Annotated in this window: 12 protein-coding genes; 6 read left to right on the top strand and 6 right to left on the bottom strand. The window is 60.9% G+C overall.

All coding sequences use genetic code 11. The features are described from left to right. The first annotated feature begins 86 nt into the window (after positions 1-86). The 3 genes from HKD24_RS04550 to HKD24_RS04560 all read left to right on the top strand — a co-directional run bounded on the left by HKD24_RS04550 (position 87) and on the right by HKD24_RS04560 (position 5,525). Positions 87-1,490, top strand: coding sequence for a class II fumarate hydratase (locus HKD24_RS04550; protein WP_194259205.1), 1,404 nt, complete (start codon positions 87-89; stop codon positions 1,488-1,490). A 120-nt stretch (positions 1,491-1,610) separates the two neighbouring features. Beyond that, complete coding sequence (locus tag HKD24_RS04555; protein ID WP_194259206.1) at positions 1,611-3,095, top strand: S10 family peptidase; 1,485 nt, start codon at positions 1,611-1,613, stop codon at positions 3,093-3,095. 207 nt (positions 3,096-3,302) lie between these two features. Then, positions 3,303-5,525, top strand: coding sequence for a histidine kinase dimerization/phosphoacceptor domain -containing protein (locus tag HKD24_RS04560; RefSeq protein WP_228124166.1), 2,223 nt, complete (start codon positions 3,303-3,305; stop codon positions 5,523-5,525). Positions 5,526-5,607: 82 nt separating this feature from the next. Here the strand turns inward: HKD24_RS04560 and purF are convergent, their stop codons facing one another. The 3 genes from purF to HKD24_RS04575 are packed head-to-tail and all read right to left on the bottom strand — an operon-like array spanning position 5,608 to position 7,851. Then, the gene (gene purF, locus HKD24_RS04565; RefSeq protein WP_194259207.1) at positions 5,608-7,047 is read right to left on the bottom strand and encodes an amidophosphoribosyltransferase; all 1,440 of its coding nucleotides are present in this window, start codon (positions 7,045-7,047) and stop codon (positions 5,608-5,610) included. Between the two features lie 26 nt (positions 7,048-7,073). Beyond that, positions 7,074-7,637: a CvpA family protein gene (locus tag HKD24_RS04570; RefSeq protein WP_194259208.1), complete on the bottom strand. Its 564-nt coding sequence runs from the start codon at positions 7,635-7,637 to the stop codon at positions 7,074-7,076. Position 7,638: 1 nt separating this feature from the next. After that, positions 7,639-7,851, bottom strand: coding sequence for a hypothetical protein (locus tag HKD24_RS04575; RefSeq protein WP_228124167.1), 213 nt, complete (start codon positions 7,849-7,851; stop codon positions 7,639-7,641). 416 nt (positions 7,852-8,267) lie between these two features. Between HKD24_RS04575 and HKD24_RS04580 the strand changes: the two genes are divergently transcribed. Further along, positions 8,268-10,124 carry a Hint domain-containing protein gene (locus tag HKD24_RS04580; RefSeq protein ID WP_194259210.1) on the top strand — a complete coding sequence of 619 codons (1,857 nt, stop codon included), beginning with the start codon at positions 8,268-8,270 and terminating at the stop codon, positions 10,122-10,124. 110 nt (positions 10,125-10,234) lie between these two features. Here HKD24_RS04580 and hemA read toward each other — a convergent pair whose 3' ends face one another. Beyond that, positions 10,235-11,452 carry a 5-aminolevulinate synthase gene (gene hemA, locus HKD24_RS04585; RefSeq protein WP_194259211.1) on the bottom strand — a complete coding sequence of 406 codons (1,218 nt, stop codon included), beginning with the start codon at positions 11,450-11,452 and terminating at the stop codon, positions 10,235-10,237. Beyond that, positions 11,449-12,408 carry a LysR family transcriptional regulator gene (locus tag HKD24_RS04590; RefSeq protein ID WP_194259212.1) on the bottom strand — a complete coding sequence of 320 codons (960 nt, stop codon included), beginning with the start codon at positions 12,406-12,408 and terminating at the stop codon, positions 11,449-11,451. The genes hemA and HKD24_RS04590 overlap by 4 nt, the downstream gene beginning before the upstream one ends. Positions 12,409-12,507: 99 nt before the next feature. Between HKD24_RS04590 and HKD24_RS04595 the strand changes: the two genes are divergently transcribed. Both HKD24_RS04595 and HKD24_RS04600 read left to right on the top strand, forming a co-directional pair. Then, positions 12,508-13,212: a pirin family protein gene (locus HKD24_RS04595; protein ID WP_062507365.1), complete on the top strand. Its 705-nt coding sequence runs from the start codon at positions 12,508-12,510 to the stop codon at positions 13,210-13,212. 163 nt (positions 13,213-13,375) lie between these two features. Continuing rightward, positions 13,376-13,774 (top strand): YidB family protein, encoded by a 399-nt coding sequence (locus HKD24_RS04600; protein ID WP_062507363.1) that lies wholly within the window; start codon positions 13,376-13,378, stop codon positions 13,772-13,774. 45 nt (positions 13,775-13,819) lie between these two features. On the opposite strand, the gene HKD24_RS04605 is transcribed toward HKD24_RS04600, so the two are convergent. After that, the gene (locus HKD24_RS04605; protein ID WP_194259213.1) at positions 13,820-14,791 is read right to left on the bottom strand and encodes an EAL domain-containing protein; all 972 of its coding nucleotides are present in this window, start codon (positions 14,789-14,791) and stop codon (positions 13,820-13,822) included. Positions 14,792-14,985: the final 194 nt, after the last annotated feature.

The following is a 14,985-nucleotide window of genomic DNA, read 5'->3' on the forward strand; positions in this document are numbered from 1 at the left end:
CTGTCTTCCTTTGTCCCGCGGCGATTGTGCGATAATTTCCCCCGTGGAATGAGCCGGATCACCCGCAGGAAAGCCGAAAACAGACAATGAGCCGTACCGAAACCGATGGCATGGGCCCGATCGAAGTTGCTAACGATGTGCTGTGGGGCGCGCAGACCCAGCGTTCCCTAAAATATTTCAGCATCGGCCGCGAACTGATGCCACATGAAATGATCGAAGCCTATGCGATCATGAAGCGCGCCTGTGCCACGGCCAACGCTGCCAGCGGCCGTCTGTCGCAGGAGCGCGCGGATCTGATCCACACCGTCTGCGACGAAATCACGAAGGGCGAGCATGACCGGATGTTCCCGCTTCATGTCTGGATGACGGGCTCGGGCACGCAGTTCAACATGAACGTCAACGAGGTCATTGCGAACCGCGGCTGCCAGATCACCGGCAATCCGCTCGGCAGCAAGACACCGCTGCACCCGAACGATCACGTCAACATGTCGCAGTCCACCAACTGCAACTTCCCGACCGCCATGCACATCGCGGCCGTCCTCGGCACGCATCGCCGCCTCATCCCCGCCCTGACGCGCCTGCGTGACGCCATGGTGGCCAAGGCCGAGGAATGGCGCGATCTGGTCAAGGTCGGCCGCACCCATCTTCAGGACGCCGTTCCCATCACGCTGGGTCAGGAATGGCACGGCTATGCCGGCATGCTGACGGACAATATCGCCCGGCTGGAACAGGCCCGCGATGGTCTGTTTCCCCTCGCCCTCGGTGGCACGGCACTCGGCACCGGCGTCAGCACGGATGAAGGCTTCGACCGTCGCGCCTGCGCGGAAATCGCCCGCCTGACCGGCCTCGGCTTCACGGCAGGCGAGAACAAGTTCGCGCTTCAGGGTGCCCATGACGCGCTGGTGCATCTGTCCGGCGCACTGCGGACGACAGCAGGCAGCCTGTTCAAGATCGCCAACGACATCCGCCTGCTCGCCTGCGGCCCGCGCGCCGGTCTGGGCGAACTGCACCTGCCGGAAAACGAGCCCGGCTCTTCCATCATGCCGGGCAAGATCAACCCGACCCAGGCCGAAGCACTGGCCATGCTCGCCCTTCAGGTCATGAGCAACGATGTCGCCGTCGGCCTTGGCGGTGCTGCCGGCATGCTGGACATGAACGTCTACAAGCCGCTTATGATCCACAACATCATGCAGGGCATCACCCTTCTGCATGACGGTTCGGAGAACTTTCGCCGCTTCCTCGTCGAGGGCACGAAGGCCAATACCGACAAGCTGAAGCAGGATCTGGAACGCTCGCTCGTCCTCGTCACGGCCCTGTCCCCCGCCATCGGCTATGACCGCGCCTCGAAGGTTGCGCATCACGCCATGGAAAAGGGGCTGAGCCCCCGTGAAGCCGCGCTGGAACTCGGCTTCATGACATCTGAAGAGTATGACCGCTTCGCCGATCCGCGCCTGATGCTGCGCCCCAACATCACGCCGCCCAAAGCCTGACCGGTCTTGGGCCTCTCGCGCTGCCGCATGACGAAAACTTCATGCGGCAGCGGTAGCCGTTGCGTCTCAGGACTGATACGGCGGAATATTCCTGTTTCTTTTCCCGGAGATGCCCGTCAGATGATGACCCGCCGCGCAGCCCTGCTCGCTTTAACGCTCCTCTCCCCCGTCTGTACGGCCGCGGCGGCCGACGCTCCCAAGACCGAAACTGCCAAGCCGTCCGATACCCTGACCGGCGAAGCAGCGCTCCTTCCCGCGGATTCCGTTACGCATCATCATCTGGGCGGCATCGCCTATACCGCCCATGCAGGCACGCTCATCCTGCGCGACCATGACGGCAAACCGACTGCCCGCATGTTCTACGTGTCCTACACGAAGGACGGCGTTCCGGCCGGAACCCGCCCGGTCTCGTATTTCTTCAATGGCGGTCCGGGTGCGGCCACGGCCTATCTGAACCTCGGTGCTGCTGGTCCCAAGGCCCTGACCATGCCCGCCAAAGACCCGACGGACGGCACGCACGCCACGATGGGTGACAACCCCGACAGTTGGCTCCCCGTCACCGACATGGTCTTCATCGACGCCGTGGGAACGGGCTATTCCCGCCCCGCCGACACGGCCAAGGCCGGCGACCAGTTCTACGGCGTCAAGCAGGACGCCAGCGCCTTCGCCAAGGCTATTGGCCTGTGGACGTCGGCAAACGGTCGTGAAGCCTCGCCGCATTATCTCGTGGGCGAAAGCTATGGCGGTATCCGCTCCATCCAGGTCGCCAATGCGCTGCAGATGGAACAGGGCATCCTGCTCAACGGCATCGTGATGATCTCCCCGGCCATCGAGATGCCCCTGCTCGACACGGACGAAAACCCGCTCTCCGCCGCCCTCATGATGCCGAGCCTGATCACATCGCATCAGAGCCCGAACGTGACGGAAAAGACCGCCGAAGACGCCTATCAGTGGTCCCTGAACACCTATCTGCCGAAAATCGCCGGCAAGCTCCCGTCCGGTACAGAAGGTCAGGCGCTCTATGCCGAAATCGCCCAGCGGACCGGCCTGCCGCAGGACGTGATCGCCCGCCAGCACGGTATCCCGGCCATCGGCTCACATGACATCATGTCCCGTGACGGCCGCCTGTACGGGCTGTACGACTTCACCCAGTCCATCGCCGACCCCGCGGCCGACGGTCTGGACGAAAGTCCCGATCCGACGCTGTTCGGCTTCGGCCGCGCCTATGGCAACGCCTTCTCCGGCTACGCGGCCAATGAACTCGGCTTCAAGACCCCGCTGACCTACGACTTGCTCTCCCTTAAGGTGAACGGAAGCTGGAAGTGGAGTTCGGGTGGCCCCTCGCCAATCCACCAGATCCCGGTCCTGAACCGCCTGCTGGCGCTCGATCCCGGCCTGCGCGTCTTTGTGGCCAATGGCTATTACGACGTGGCCTGCCCCTTCGGAACCGCACGCTGGATGAAGGATCACCTGACGGTGGGTGCGGATCGCGTGTCCCTGCATCTCTATCAGGGTGGCCACATGCTCTATACGCGCCCGGCCAGCCGCCATGCCCTCTCTGCGGATGTCGCCTCCTGGATCCAGGCTGACAGCCGACAGCCCTGAAACAGAACGTCATAAATTGACAGCCCCGGTGGAGGAACAGATAATGGACAGAACGATATCTGGACCTCCGCTGGTCGGGCCTGCCCGAGCACGCAAGGCATCCACAAACCGAGTGCCCCCTATGTCCGCTGCTCTTCAAACTGCCCCTGCTGATTGCAGACAGTCTGCCCTGCGGACAGTCTCTTCCTCTTTCAGGCGGACCTCCTCTTGACCGTCCAGCGCACTGCCGCCTCCGAGCCGGGCTACTCGCTGGAACACGCCGTCACAACTTCCTGTGACCGTGAGCCGATCCACCGTCCTGATGCCATCCAGCCTTATGGCCTGCTGCTGATCGCAGACAGCACGACCCTGACCATCATCGGTGGCGCAGGCGATATCGAAGGGCGCCTTGCACCCGACTGGCTGGGACGTCCGCTCCCCGCGATCCTGGAAGTCCCGACAAGCCGTTTTCACGACGAAAAACACCCCTCCCTGTCCGATCTGCGCGTACCGGGCCTGAAAGGCGAGACCTTCAGCGTCCTGCGACATGATCAGGACACGCATATTCTCATCGAACTCGAACCGGTCGAACCGCATAACCTGCTGACCTGGGATATTTTCGGCGAGATCGACCGCACGGCCGACCGTTTCGAACGCTGCCCCGATACGGCATCCGTCTGCCGTCAGGGCGCCGCGATCTTCCAGCGCCTCACCGGTTTCGACCGGGTTCTGGTTTATCGCTTCATGGAGGATGGCACCGGCCGCGTTGTCGGAGAAAGCCGCAACGACGCCTTCCCATCCCTGATGAACCATCATTTCCCGGCCAGCGACATCCCCGCGCAGGCCCGGGCGCTCTATCTGCGCAACCGCATCCGCGTCATCCCGGACATCAACTACGAGGCCGCCCCCATCCGCCCGCCCGAAGCCGGGCTTGCGGGGCTCAACCTCAGCGACGTCCAGCTCCGCAGCGTCTCGCCGATCCATCTGCAATACATGGCCAATATGGGCGTGCGGGCCTCGGCCTCCGTCTCGCTGGTCGTGGATGGTGTCCTGTGGGGCCTGATCGCCTGCCACAATGCGACGCCGCGTCGCCTCTCCGAGGACGTCCGCGCCGCCTGCCGCACGCTGGCGGGCGTCATGTCACGCCAGCTGCGGAACAAGGAAGAGCTGGTCACCTATCAGGAGCGTCTGCGCCTGCGCAATACGATGGAGTTCGTCACGTCCCATTTCGACGTGCGCCACCCCATCGAGAGCAATCTGCGCAGCTTCATGGGCGAATTGCAGTCCCTGTTCTCCTGTAACGGCTTTGCCGTCATCAGCGGAGAGACCATCACGGCTACCGGTGTCCTGCCGGACAGCGAGAACCTGCACAAGCTGCATGACTGGCTGAGAATGGGCACCAATGGTGGCATTTTCACCAGCGCCATGCTGGGCAAGGACTACCCGCCCGCGGCTGACTGGCCTGAACGCTCTGCCGGTATCCTGGCTATTACGCTCCCCTTCCGGACACCGATGTGCCTTATCTGGAGCCGGGTCGAAATCATCCAGACCATCGAATGGGCCGGCAATCCGCACAAGGGCGATGAGGATGACGACGGCGTGCTGCGTCCACGGACCTCGTTCAAGACCTGGGAACAGACCATCCGCGGTCACAGCCTGCGCTGGACCAATGAACAGAAACAGGCCGCCCGTCGCCTGCGCCGCGTCCTGATCGCGGATTACCAGACCCAGCAGCTGCGCGAACTCAACGCCACACTGGCCGCCACGCTGGAAGAGCGCGAAAATCTGCTGCGCCAGAAGGATTTCCTGATCCGGGAGGTCAATCACCGCGTGCAGAACTCCCTGCAGATGGTTGCCTCCTTCCTCAAGCTCCAGGCCCGGAGTGCCGCAAACGAGGAAACCACAACCGCGCTGACCGAAGCGCAGCACCGTATCGCGGCCATCGGTCTCGTGCACCGTCGCCTGTACCGCGACGAACATTTCGGTGTCGTGGATCTCGGGCGTTATCTTGAAGAACTGATGGAAGAGCTGTGCTCATCGCTCGGCGAGGACTGGCACGAGCAGCTGCATCTCGCTCTCTTCCCGATCATGATTTCAGCAGACCGTGCGATCAATATCGGCCTCGTCCTGACTGAACTGGTCATCAATGCCAGCAAGTACGCCTATGACGGCAAGGCCGGCCCGCTCCATGTCGGCCTGGGCCAGACCAGCGACCGCCTGATCCTGACAGTCTCGGACCAGGGAGAATGCACGCCCCAGCTCAAGGGAACGGGCTTTGGCACACGCATGATGAATGCCGTGGTCAGCAGTCTCGCCGGCACACTTACCTACACAACCCTGAACCCGGGCCTCGAAGCCGTCATGACCCTGCCGCTGGACTCAGTGCTTCCCACGGAAGCCGATGCCAGTACGGAAGCCGCACTGTCCCAGATCCCCTACCCGTATCCCTGAGACACTTTTGGTCTTCGGATACAAAAAAGGCGCCCGACCTCTGGTCCGGCGCCTTTTTTCATATCCCGATCAGGAAGCGGCCTTACGCGACCAGATTGCCTTCCTTGTCCACCAGTTCAATCGGATAATCCCCGGTAAAGCAGGCATCGCAGTAACGGCGCGCACCCTCGGCCCGGTTAGCATGACCCAGCGCCCGGTAAAGCCCGTCAAAGCTGACGAAGGCCAGACTGTCCGCACCAATCGCTTGCGCCATTTCCTCAAGCGTATGCGTCGCCGCCATCAGCTTGCTCTCTTCCGGCGTGTCGATGCCATAGAAACACGCATGTTTCGTCGGCGGAGACGTGATGCGCATGTGCACTTCCGTCGCCCCGGCCGCACGCACCATGTCCACAATCTTACGTGACGTCGTGCCACGGACGATCGAATCATCCACCAGAATGACGCGCTTGCCCGCCAGAACCGGCCGGTTGGCGGAATGCTTCATCTTCACGCCAAGATTGCGGATCTGGTCGGTCGGTTCGATGAAGGTCCGGCCCACGTAATGGTTGCGGATGATCCCAAGCTCGAACGGAATCCCGCTCTCAGCCGCATAGCCGATCGCAGACGGCACGCCGGAATCCGGCACCGGCACGACAACATCAGCCTCGACCGCACTTTCCCGTGCCAGTTCGCAGCCAATCTGCCGCCGGGCTTCATAAACCGGCTGCCCTTCGAGCACGGAATCAGGCCGCGCAAAGTAAATATATTCAAAGACGCAGAACCGGCCGCCCTTGTCCCCGAAAGGCCGAAGGGAACGCAGGCCGTCATTATTGATGACGACAATCTCGCCGGGCTCGATATCCCGGACATAATCCGCACCAATGATATCAAGCGCACAGGTCTCGCTCGCCAGCACCCAGCCGCCATTCCCGTGTTCATACCCCGGCATCCGGCCGAGAACGAGCGGACGCACACCCAGCGGATCGCGCATGCCGATCAGGCCGTCATCCGGCGTCAGCGTGATGAGCGAATACGCGCCCTTCACCTGCTTAACGGCGTCGATGAAGCGATCGAGTACGGTCGTGTAGAGCGAAATCGCGATCAGATGGATGAAGACTTCCGTATCCGTTGAGGAATGGAAAATGCATCCACGCTTGACCAGCGCCTGCTTGAGCGTCGCGGAATTGGTGAGGTTGCCGTTATGCGCGACAGCCAGACCGCCGAACTCATAATCGGCATAAAGCGGCTGCACATTGCGGACATGCGTGCCGCCCGTCGTGGCATAGCGGTTGTGACCGATGGCCACCGTGCCGGGCAGCGTCGCCATGACGCGGCTGTCCCCGAACACATCGCCGACCAGCCCCAGACCCTTGTGCTGGTGGAACCGTTCGCCATCGAAACTGACGATACCGGCGGCTTCCTGTCCGCGGTGCTGCAGGGCATGCAGGCCCAGAGCTGTCAGGGCCGATGCATCAGGCACACCCCAGACGCCAAAAACCCCACACTCTTCGTACGGGCGGTTGAGACTGTCGGACTGGGTCATGCGGCTGCGGCCTTTCCGGACTGGTTTTACAAGGACGCGTCATGGCCGCTTGTGGCCGGAGACGCAAGATGTGGTTGCAGGAAATGAGGCAGATAACCTGTCAGATGGGTCGCCCCGGCGGCGATGTAAGGCCCAATGAGGCTTCCCTGCATCACATAGGTCATCCAGGACCCGAAAAAAGACCCCGCCAGAAGATAAAGCACGATCAGGGCCACATAACCGCGCGCCACCCCAAACACGGCACCCAGAATACGGTCCACGCCCCCGAACAGTACACCCCGCGCCGCCGTACCGACCCGCGCGCCAATCATGGTGAAGACCAGAAGCACAATCACGAACAGAATCGCCGTACTCGCGCTGCCAGCCAGCGCGGCCTGATGCAGATAAGGCTCCAGATAGGGTTCGAGCAGTCCATGGAACCGGTAGGTCAGGACAATCGCCCCGACCCAGGCCAGCAGTCCGGCCAGTTCGGTCGCAAAACCCCGAGTCAATCCCCACAGCGCCGAAAGCCCCATGATGACCAGGGCTGCGATGTCGAGACGGGTCAGATCGTCGGGGTTGATATGGGACAGGTCTGGCAGGGGCGGCATGTCACGGCAGCTTCGTCGAGCGGAAACGGCCCCCCTTGTAGGGACGGATGCCATTGGCGCGCAACTCGTCCGCCAGACGGATACGCTCGTCGAGTTCTTCCCAGACAAGCGTGGCATCGATATCGCGCGCCTTCCAGATTCTTTCCAGAAACACAATGAACGCTGCACTGTCCCGCACAAGGGCCGGCCGGTCATTGATCATGACATCAAGCACACAGGAGGCTCCGGCGACCCCCAGTCGCTGTGAAAGCTTCGTGGCTTTCCGGTTCTTCCGGAAAGGAACCGATTTTTCCTGTGATGCCATCGCAACATGATGGGCGGAAGACCGTTGACAGGCAACCCGGTGGCCCCATCTTTTCCTGACACGGTCCTGACGTCTCTATTCTTGAAAAACACCTCTGCAGTACCGATTCACATATTCGGGAACTGCAAACCACGTTCCGGCAAGTCATTGCAGAACAACAGTTTAATATTTTGTCATGGACGTTTTCATTTCTGAAACGCGAATGATCTTGCACTCAAATTACCTAATAATTAACTCTTCACGTGAGACAACGCGTCACAAGTCAGGTCATGAAACGCTCCGCCTTTCCGGGGGAACGGCTTCTTGCCTCATCAGGACTCAAAGAAATGACAAACTACTGGGCAGGTGGCGCAACTGGCGACTGGTTCGCTGCCGCAAACTGGAGCGAAACCAAAGTCCCCCAGAACTATGGCTGGGACAATGTGGTGGCCGGCACGTCCGATAACAGGACGGTCACGATCACTGCTGCACAGGCGAATGCAACAAATTTCGGCACGCTGACAGTCAATGCCAATGCCACGCTCAACGTCACGGCAACCTCCTCTGACGCCGGCGCCACGGTTTTCAGAACCAACCAGCTGACGGTCAACCAGGGCGGGACGATGAACGTCGCCACGTCCGGCGCCGTGGACCTCGGCAGCAATACAGTTGTCAACGGAACCCTGCAGATCAGTGGCAATCCGGCCATCGCGATCAGCAGCCACAATATGGACGGCAGCGGCACCCTGATCTTGGACGGATCAGCACTGGGCAGCACGAACGCCTGGTTCCAGATGGGTTCGTCGCTGAAGACCGTGCTGCAGAACGGGGCGTCCCTGTACGTCAACAACGCCGTTGCCGGTAAGGAAATCGTCTTCGGCAGCGATGCTGCAAATGGCGCCTATAACCAGATCATTCTGCAGGACTACGACCAGACGGTCAGCACGAAGATCACGGGTTATGACGCAACCTCCGTGATCACCATTGCGGGCCAGAAGCAGCAGGGCGCGCCGATCAGCGCCAGTTTCCAGAGCAATGGCGATGGAACCTATTCGCTGAACATCATGTTCGACCCGTGGAACAAAATCCAGCTTTCAAACATCACTTTCGGCACGAACTATGAAGCAGGCACCCCAACAGTCGTGCAGAATGCAGATGGAAGCTGGAGTGTTATCAACGGCTCCAAACTGATCTGCTACCTTGCAGGCACCATGCTGCTTACGCCAGACGGCGAACGCGCCATTGAAACGCTCGAGCCTGGTGATCTGGTCACGGTCTATGAAAACGGCACGACCACCACGCGCACGATCACGCGCGTCGGCCATGCCCATGCCACAACCGGGAAAACCGGCGCGCCGGATCTGGACTCCGTTCCTGTCCGCATCCGCGCCAACGCTCTGGCTGACGGTATTCCGAACCGCGATCTGCTGGTCACACCCGAGCACTGCATGATGCTCGAAGGCACGTTCATTCCGGTCCGGATGCTCGTCAATGGCATGACCATTGCCTATGACCATTCGATCACGGCCTATGACTATTACCATGTGGAAACCGAACAGCATTCCGTTCTGGTCGCCAATGGAGCCCTGTCAGAAAGCTTCCTGGATGCCGGCCATCGCTCCGATGCCCTCATGCAGGGCAACGCGCTGGCCCGTCTGCACGCCCTCACCTGGGAGAAGGATGCAGCTGTTCCGCTCGTGACGGACCGCGCCCATGTCGAGCCCCTGTTTGCAGCACTGGCGCTCAGGGCCGCTGACCTTGGCTACACCCGTCCGGAAACCGAGGCGCCGGTATCGGCAACAGGCAGCGACATCCATCTTCTGCTGAAAGACGGCACGGCCCTGCAGCCGATCCGCACCAGCGGCGAGCAGTTCGTCTTCATGCTTCCCGAAGACTGCCAGTCTGTCCGGATCATGAGCTCCGCCGCACGTCCGACAGACCAGATCGGCCCCTTCGTGGATGATCGCCGCAAACTCGGCCTCCTGGTCGGTGAAGCCACCCTCTGGTCCGGTGAGCGGACGCATCGTCTTTCGGATCATCTTTCGGACCCGTATGCCGATGGATGGTGGAACATCGAAAGCAGCCATGCGCGCTGGACCGGCGGCAATGCCCGCCTCGACCTTGGTTCACTGCTGAAAACATCCGGCGGCATTCTCAGCCTCCAGATCCTCGCTCACGGCGTTCAGACAAAAGCTGCGGCCTGAGCACTGTCTGCACAGTAGACCGACACTAAAAAAGGCAGGCCCCGAAAAGGGTCTGCCTTTTTTATTCGCTTTGCAGCAGAGATGACGGGAGCCGTTAAAGCTCCCCCTTCTCAGGCTGCGGCGGACTTGGACGTCTTGAGCTGACGCTCCTGCCACAAGGTTGCCAAAGCCTCGACCAGTTCGTCGATCATCCCGTTCGTGTGCAGCGGCGTCGGCGTAATACGCAGACGCTCCGTGCCACGCGGGACAGTCGGGAAATTGATCGGCTGGATGTAGTTGCCAAACCGGTTCAGCAGTTCGTCAGACAGATTGCGGCACAGTTCCGCCTCACCCACCATGACCGGGACGATATGGCTCGGGTTCATGACATGCGGGATGCCGGCCTTGTCCAGAGCCTGCCGCAGATAGGCCACGGCCCGCTGCTGGCCTTCACGCTCGGCACTGCTGTTCCGCAGGTACCGCACGCTGGCGAGGGCACCAGCCGCAATCATCGGCGGAAGCGCCGTGGAGAAAATGAAGCCGGACCCGAAGGAACGGACGAAGTCGCAGAGCGCGGCAGATGCAGCAATATAGCCACCCACAACGCCATAGCCCTTGCCCAGCGTGCCCTCGATCACCGTAAGGCGATGGGATAGGCCCAGCTTCTCGGCCACACCGGCACCATGATCGCCATACATGCCAACGGCATGAACCTCGTCGAGATAGGTCATGGCGCCATATTTGTCGGCCAGATCACAGAAGGCTTCGATCGGGGCGATATCGCCGTCCATCGAATAGACAGACTCGAAAGCGATGATCTTCGGAACATCCGCCGGCAGCTCCTTCAGACGACGCTCCAGATCCTCAACATCGTTATGACGGAAGATCTGCTTCTCGGCGCGGGAATGACGGATGCCCTCGATCATGGACGCATGATTGAGCTCGTCGGACAGCACAACGCAGTTGCGCAGACGCCCCGCGATGGTCCCGAGCGTCACCCAGTTCGACAGGTAACCGGAATTGAAGAGCAGCGCGCTTTCCTTGCCATGCAGGGAGGCGAGCTCTTTTTCCAGCTCCACATGATAGTGGTTGGTGCCCGAAATATTGCGGGTTCCGCCTGCTCCGGCGCCCGTTTCGTCCAGTGCCGTATGCATGGCTGTCAGGACTTCGGGGTGCTGCCCCATGCCAAGATAGTCGTTCGAGCACCAGACCGTGACATCACGGCCCAGGCCATGATGGAAAGCCTTGGGGAAGTTACCGGCCCGGCGTTCCAGATCCGCAAAATAACGGTAGCTGCCATCCGCATGCAGACCGTCAAGGGCGGACTGAAACATCGCATCATAGTTCATCGCGTTTTCTCCTGCCCGGCACTGTAATCCTGTGACACGATCTCGCCAAGCACTCTCTCCAGATAAGCCAGCAGAACCCGCAGCCGGGCTGACATCTGCGTCCGCGTGGCCCCACACCCCGTGACAATGAACCAGACGGACAGCTCGGCCCCTGTCCAGCCGGGCAGCACTTCCACGATCCGACCACTTTCCAGATCCGGCCGCAGCATGAACTCCGGCAGAAGCGCGATCCCCAGACCCGATCGAATGGCGGGCAGGAGCATATCCCCGCTATTGGCGGTCACACGCCCTTTCAGTCTTACAGAAGCCTGCCGGCCGTCTTCATGTTTCAGACGCAGAAAATCGGGAACTGGCGCATTGGCATAAAGAAGCCCCGGCTGTCCGGCCAGATCCTCGGGACTGTCCACCTGCGTCAGCGTCCCGTGGAACTGCCGCGAACAGACAAGCCGCGTCACGGACCGGCACAGCAGAAACGCCTGCCCCGATACGGCCGGGCGAAGCAACCCGGACGTAATCCGGACAGCCGCTTCAAACCGCCCCGCTAGCAGATCCACAACCCCGTCATCCAGATCCATATCCAGCGTGATATCCGGATAGCGTTCCAGAAATCCGGGCAAGGCGGGCCCGAGCACCTCATGCCCAAACGTCATGGGCGCCGCCAGCCGGATCAGACCACGCGGCGTGGCCGTTCCTTCCCGCAATTCGGCTTCCAGTCCTTCACCTTCCGAAAGGATGCGGCGCGCTCGCTCAAGACATTCCGCCCCCTCTGCCGTCAGGGAAAGATGGCGCGCACTGCGCTGGAACAGCGTCGTCCCAAGCCGATGCTCGAGACGCCCCATGATCTTGGAAACAGTCGGCGCCGAAAGCCCGAGAGAACGTGCAGCCGCGGCAAAGGAACCGCTTTCCGCCACCCGCGCAAACACAGCCCAGCCTTCCAGATCAGGCAGACCGGTCATGTGGTTTCTGGAAACTTCACATTTCCATCCTTTCCATTTTCTTCATGACCTCCCTACCCCATTATCTGCAACAAGACATCAATTCAGGAGCATGATCCCATGCTGGACATCAGACCGTTCGCTTCTCTCGGCCATGCCGATCACGGCTGGCTCGACGCCCATTATCATTTTTCCTTCTCGGATTATCACGATCGCAACCGTATGCACTGGGGCCGCCTGCGCGTCTGGAATGACGACCGCATCGCACCCCATAACGGCTTTGGCGCCCATCCCCATCGCGACATGGAAATCATCACCTATGTCCGCACCGGCGCCATCACGCATGAGGACAGCCTCGGCAACCGTGGCCGGACCGAAGCGGGCGACGTGCAGGTCATGTCCGCAGGCAGCGGCATCGTCCATTCCGAGTTCAACAGGGATGATGACGCCACAACACTGTTCCAGATCTGGCTGATCCCAGATGGCACAGGCGGCAAGCCGTCCTGGGGTACACGTCCGTTTCCGCGCCATGAACGCAACGGCCGGTTCGTCCCGCTCGCATCAGGTTTCCCGGAAGACAACGCCCTGCCCATCCGAACCCGTGGCCGCGTTCTGGGCGCGACCCTCAAGGCCGGTGAAACGCTGACCTTCGAGACGGACCGGAGCATGTTCTCCTATCTCGTTCCGGCGACCGGCAGCGTGGAGATCGATGGTCAGATCGTCGGACACAGGGACGGCGCGGCCCTGAGCGACGTGGAAAGCATTACCCTCACCGCGCGGGAAGATGCAGAAATTGTTCTGGTGGAAAGCGCCGCTTTGCGTTGAACCGGGCCTGCATCAGAAGTGTGACAACACGCCCATTTCCTGTGACAAACAACACAGAAAGGTGTTGCCAGATGCCGGCACCCTTTGGTCAGGAAAAACGTTCTGGATGCAGGGCCACCAGCCCGGCAGAGGCCCGTTTTCTCCTGACGAAAGGAGCCTGACAATGACCGCTCAGAACACATTCACATCCAAGTCTCCGGCCTCTGGCACCGGCCAGACCGAAGCCCAGGCTGCAACATCCGTTTTTATCCGTTTCGGCGACTGGCTGAGTGGTGCAAGTACGGATCGTTCCGGCATGACAGAAGTCACCATCAAGATGATGAAAGAAGACTGCCAGCTGGCCACGGCGATCAGTGAAATCCGGCTTCCCCCCTCCACCCCCCTTTCACCGGAACAGGTCGAAGACCTGATGGGAGAAAGGCGCCTGAACCATATCTGTGAAGAAACCGGTCAGTCGCCCGAGGCGGTCGAGAATGCGCTGACCGAGGTTCTTCCGATGCTCGCCTCCATGCTTCGGGAAAATCCGGAACGACTTTTCAGTTATCAGTGTAAGATCAACTGAACGGCCGATGCCAGATCACCCTTATGGAAACGGCGGAAAGCCCCTCTAGAGGCCTTCCGCCGTTCTTGCCATGCGTCGGCGACGTGGGCGTCCTGCCGTCTCTTCGAAACGCTCGGTAATCTGTGCCGTCGTCTCAGGCGTGGCAAGAACCGTTCCTGAAGCCTCGACGCATCCAGCCTTCTGCACGAAGGCCAGAAGATCAGGCGAGTCCACCCCTATGCCCCGGACCTTGAGTCCCAGCGCTTTGACCGCTTCCAGAGCCGCCCGATAAAAAAGCATGGCGCTTTCATCGAGAAGCGGCGCATTCCCGGACTGCTGCCAAGACATGCCAGACGGTGCCAGCATGGAGACGTCAAACTGGACCCCATCCAGCAGACCACCCATGGCCCGCTCGCGCAGCAGACTCAGGCTGGATGGCGCACTGCCAAATCCTCCAAGAAAAATCTGGCATCCCTGATCACGCAGTGCGGACAGGGTGTAGCAGGTTTCCTTGTCGTCCTGCGCCAGTCCGCTTTCCTGAAAGACAAGATCAAGCCGGCTGACCGGAAAACCGCTGGTCTGAAGAACAGCATTGAGGCGGCCATTGAAATCGCCATCCGGTGCCTGATCGTCTTCCAGAGACACCATCAGACGCATACCGTCCGGCCAGGTCACCGCCTGCGAACAGGCATTCCCCAACAGATCCGAGTCAAACTCCCGCTGCTGCTGACCGAGACTCTTACGCCGGCTTTTGCGCAGGGTCCGTCGTGGCACCGAGAGCCAGAGCTGGCTCATATCCACCTGCGCCCCGATCACCTTGTCCATGCCACCGCGGCCCACCATAAAACGTGGCAGCCATCGCAACGGCGGCAGCGCGCTCTTCTGGCGCGCCCTCCGGCTTCGCAGTGTCGTGGCAAACATTCCTGCACTCGACGCGCTCATGGGCGTAGCGTAGCCGGTGCTGCTTTCTGGCAGTTCGGACAGCCCATCTGCCATGACTGTCCGGCCGGCATGCAGGTTCTGAGGGGCTGCCGGCACCGAAGTCGCTCCCTGTCCTAGATCATCCAATGCGGACACCTCCGTTCTTCATGACAGGGACAATGGCGGCCAACAGCCTAATTTTTCCTTAATAGCGGCAGGTTTTTCTGATGTGCTTTGAACGGCAGACGCCGTCTCATACCCGCCCGGCCTATTCTGGCCTTTCCGTTCAAACTCTTCGTTCGATCAATTTG

The organism is Gluconobacter vitians, assembly GCF_015244565.1.
Lineage (GTDB): Bacteria > Pseudomonadota > Alphaproteobacteria > Acetobacterales > Acetobacteraceae > Gluconobacter > Gluconobacter vitians.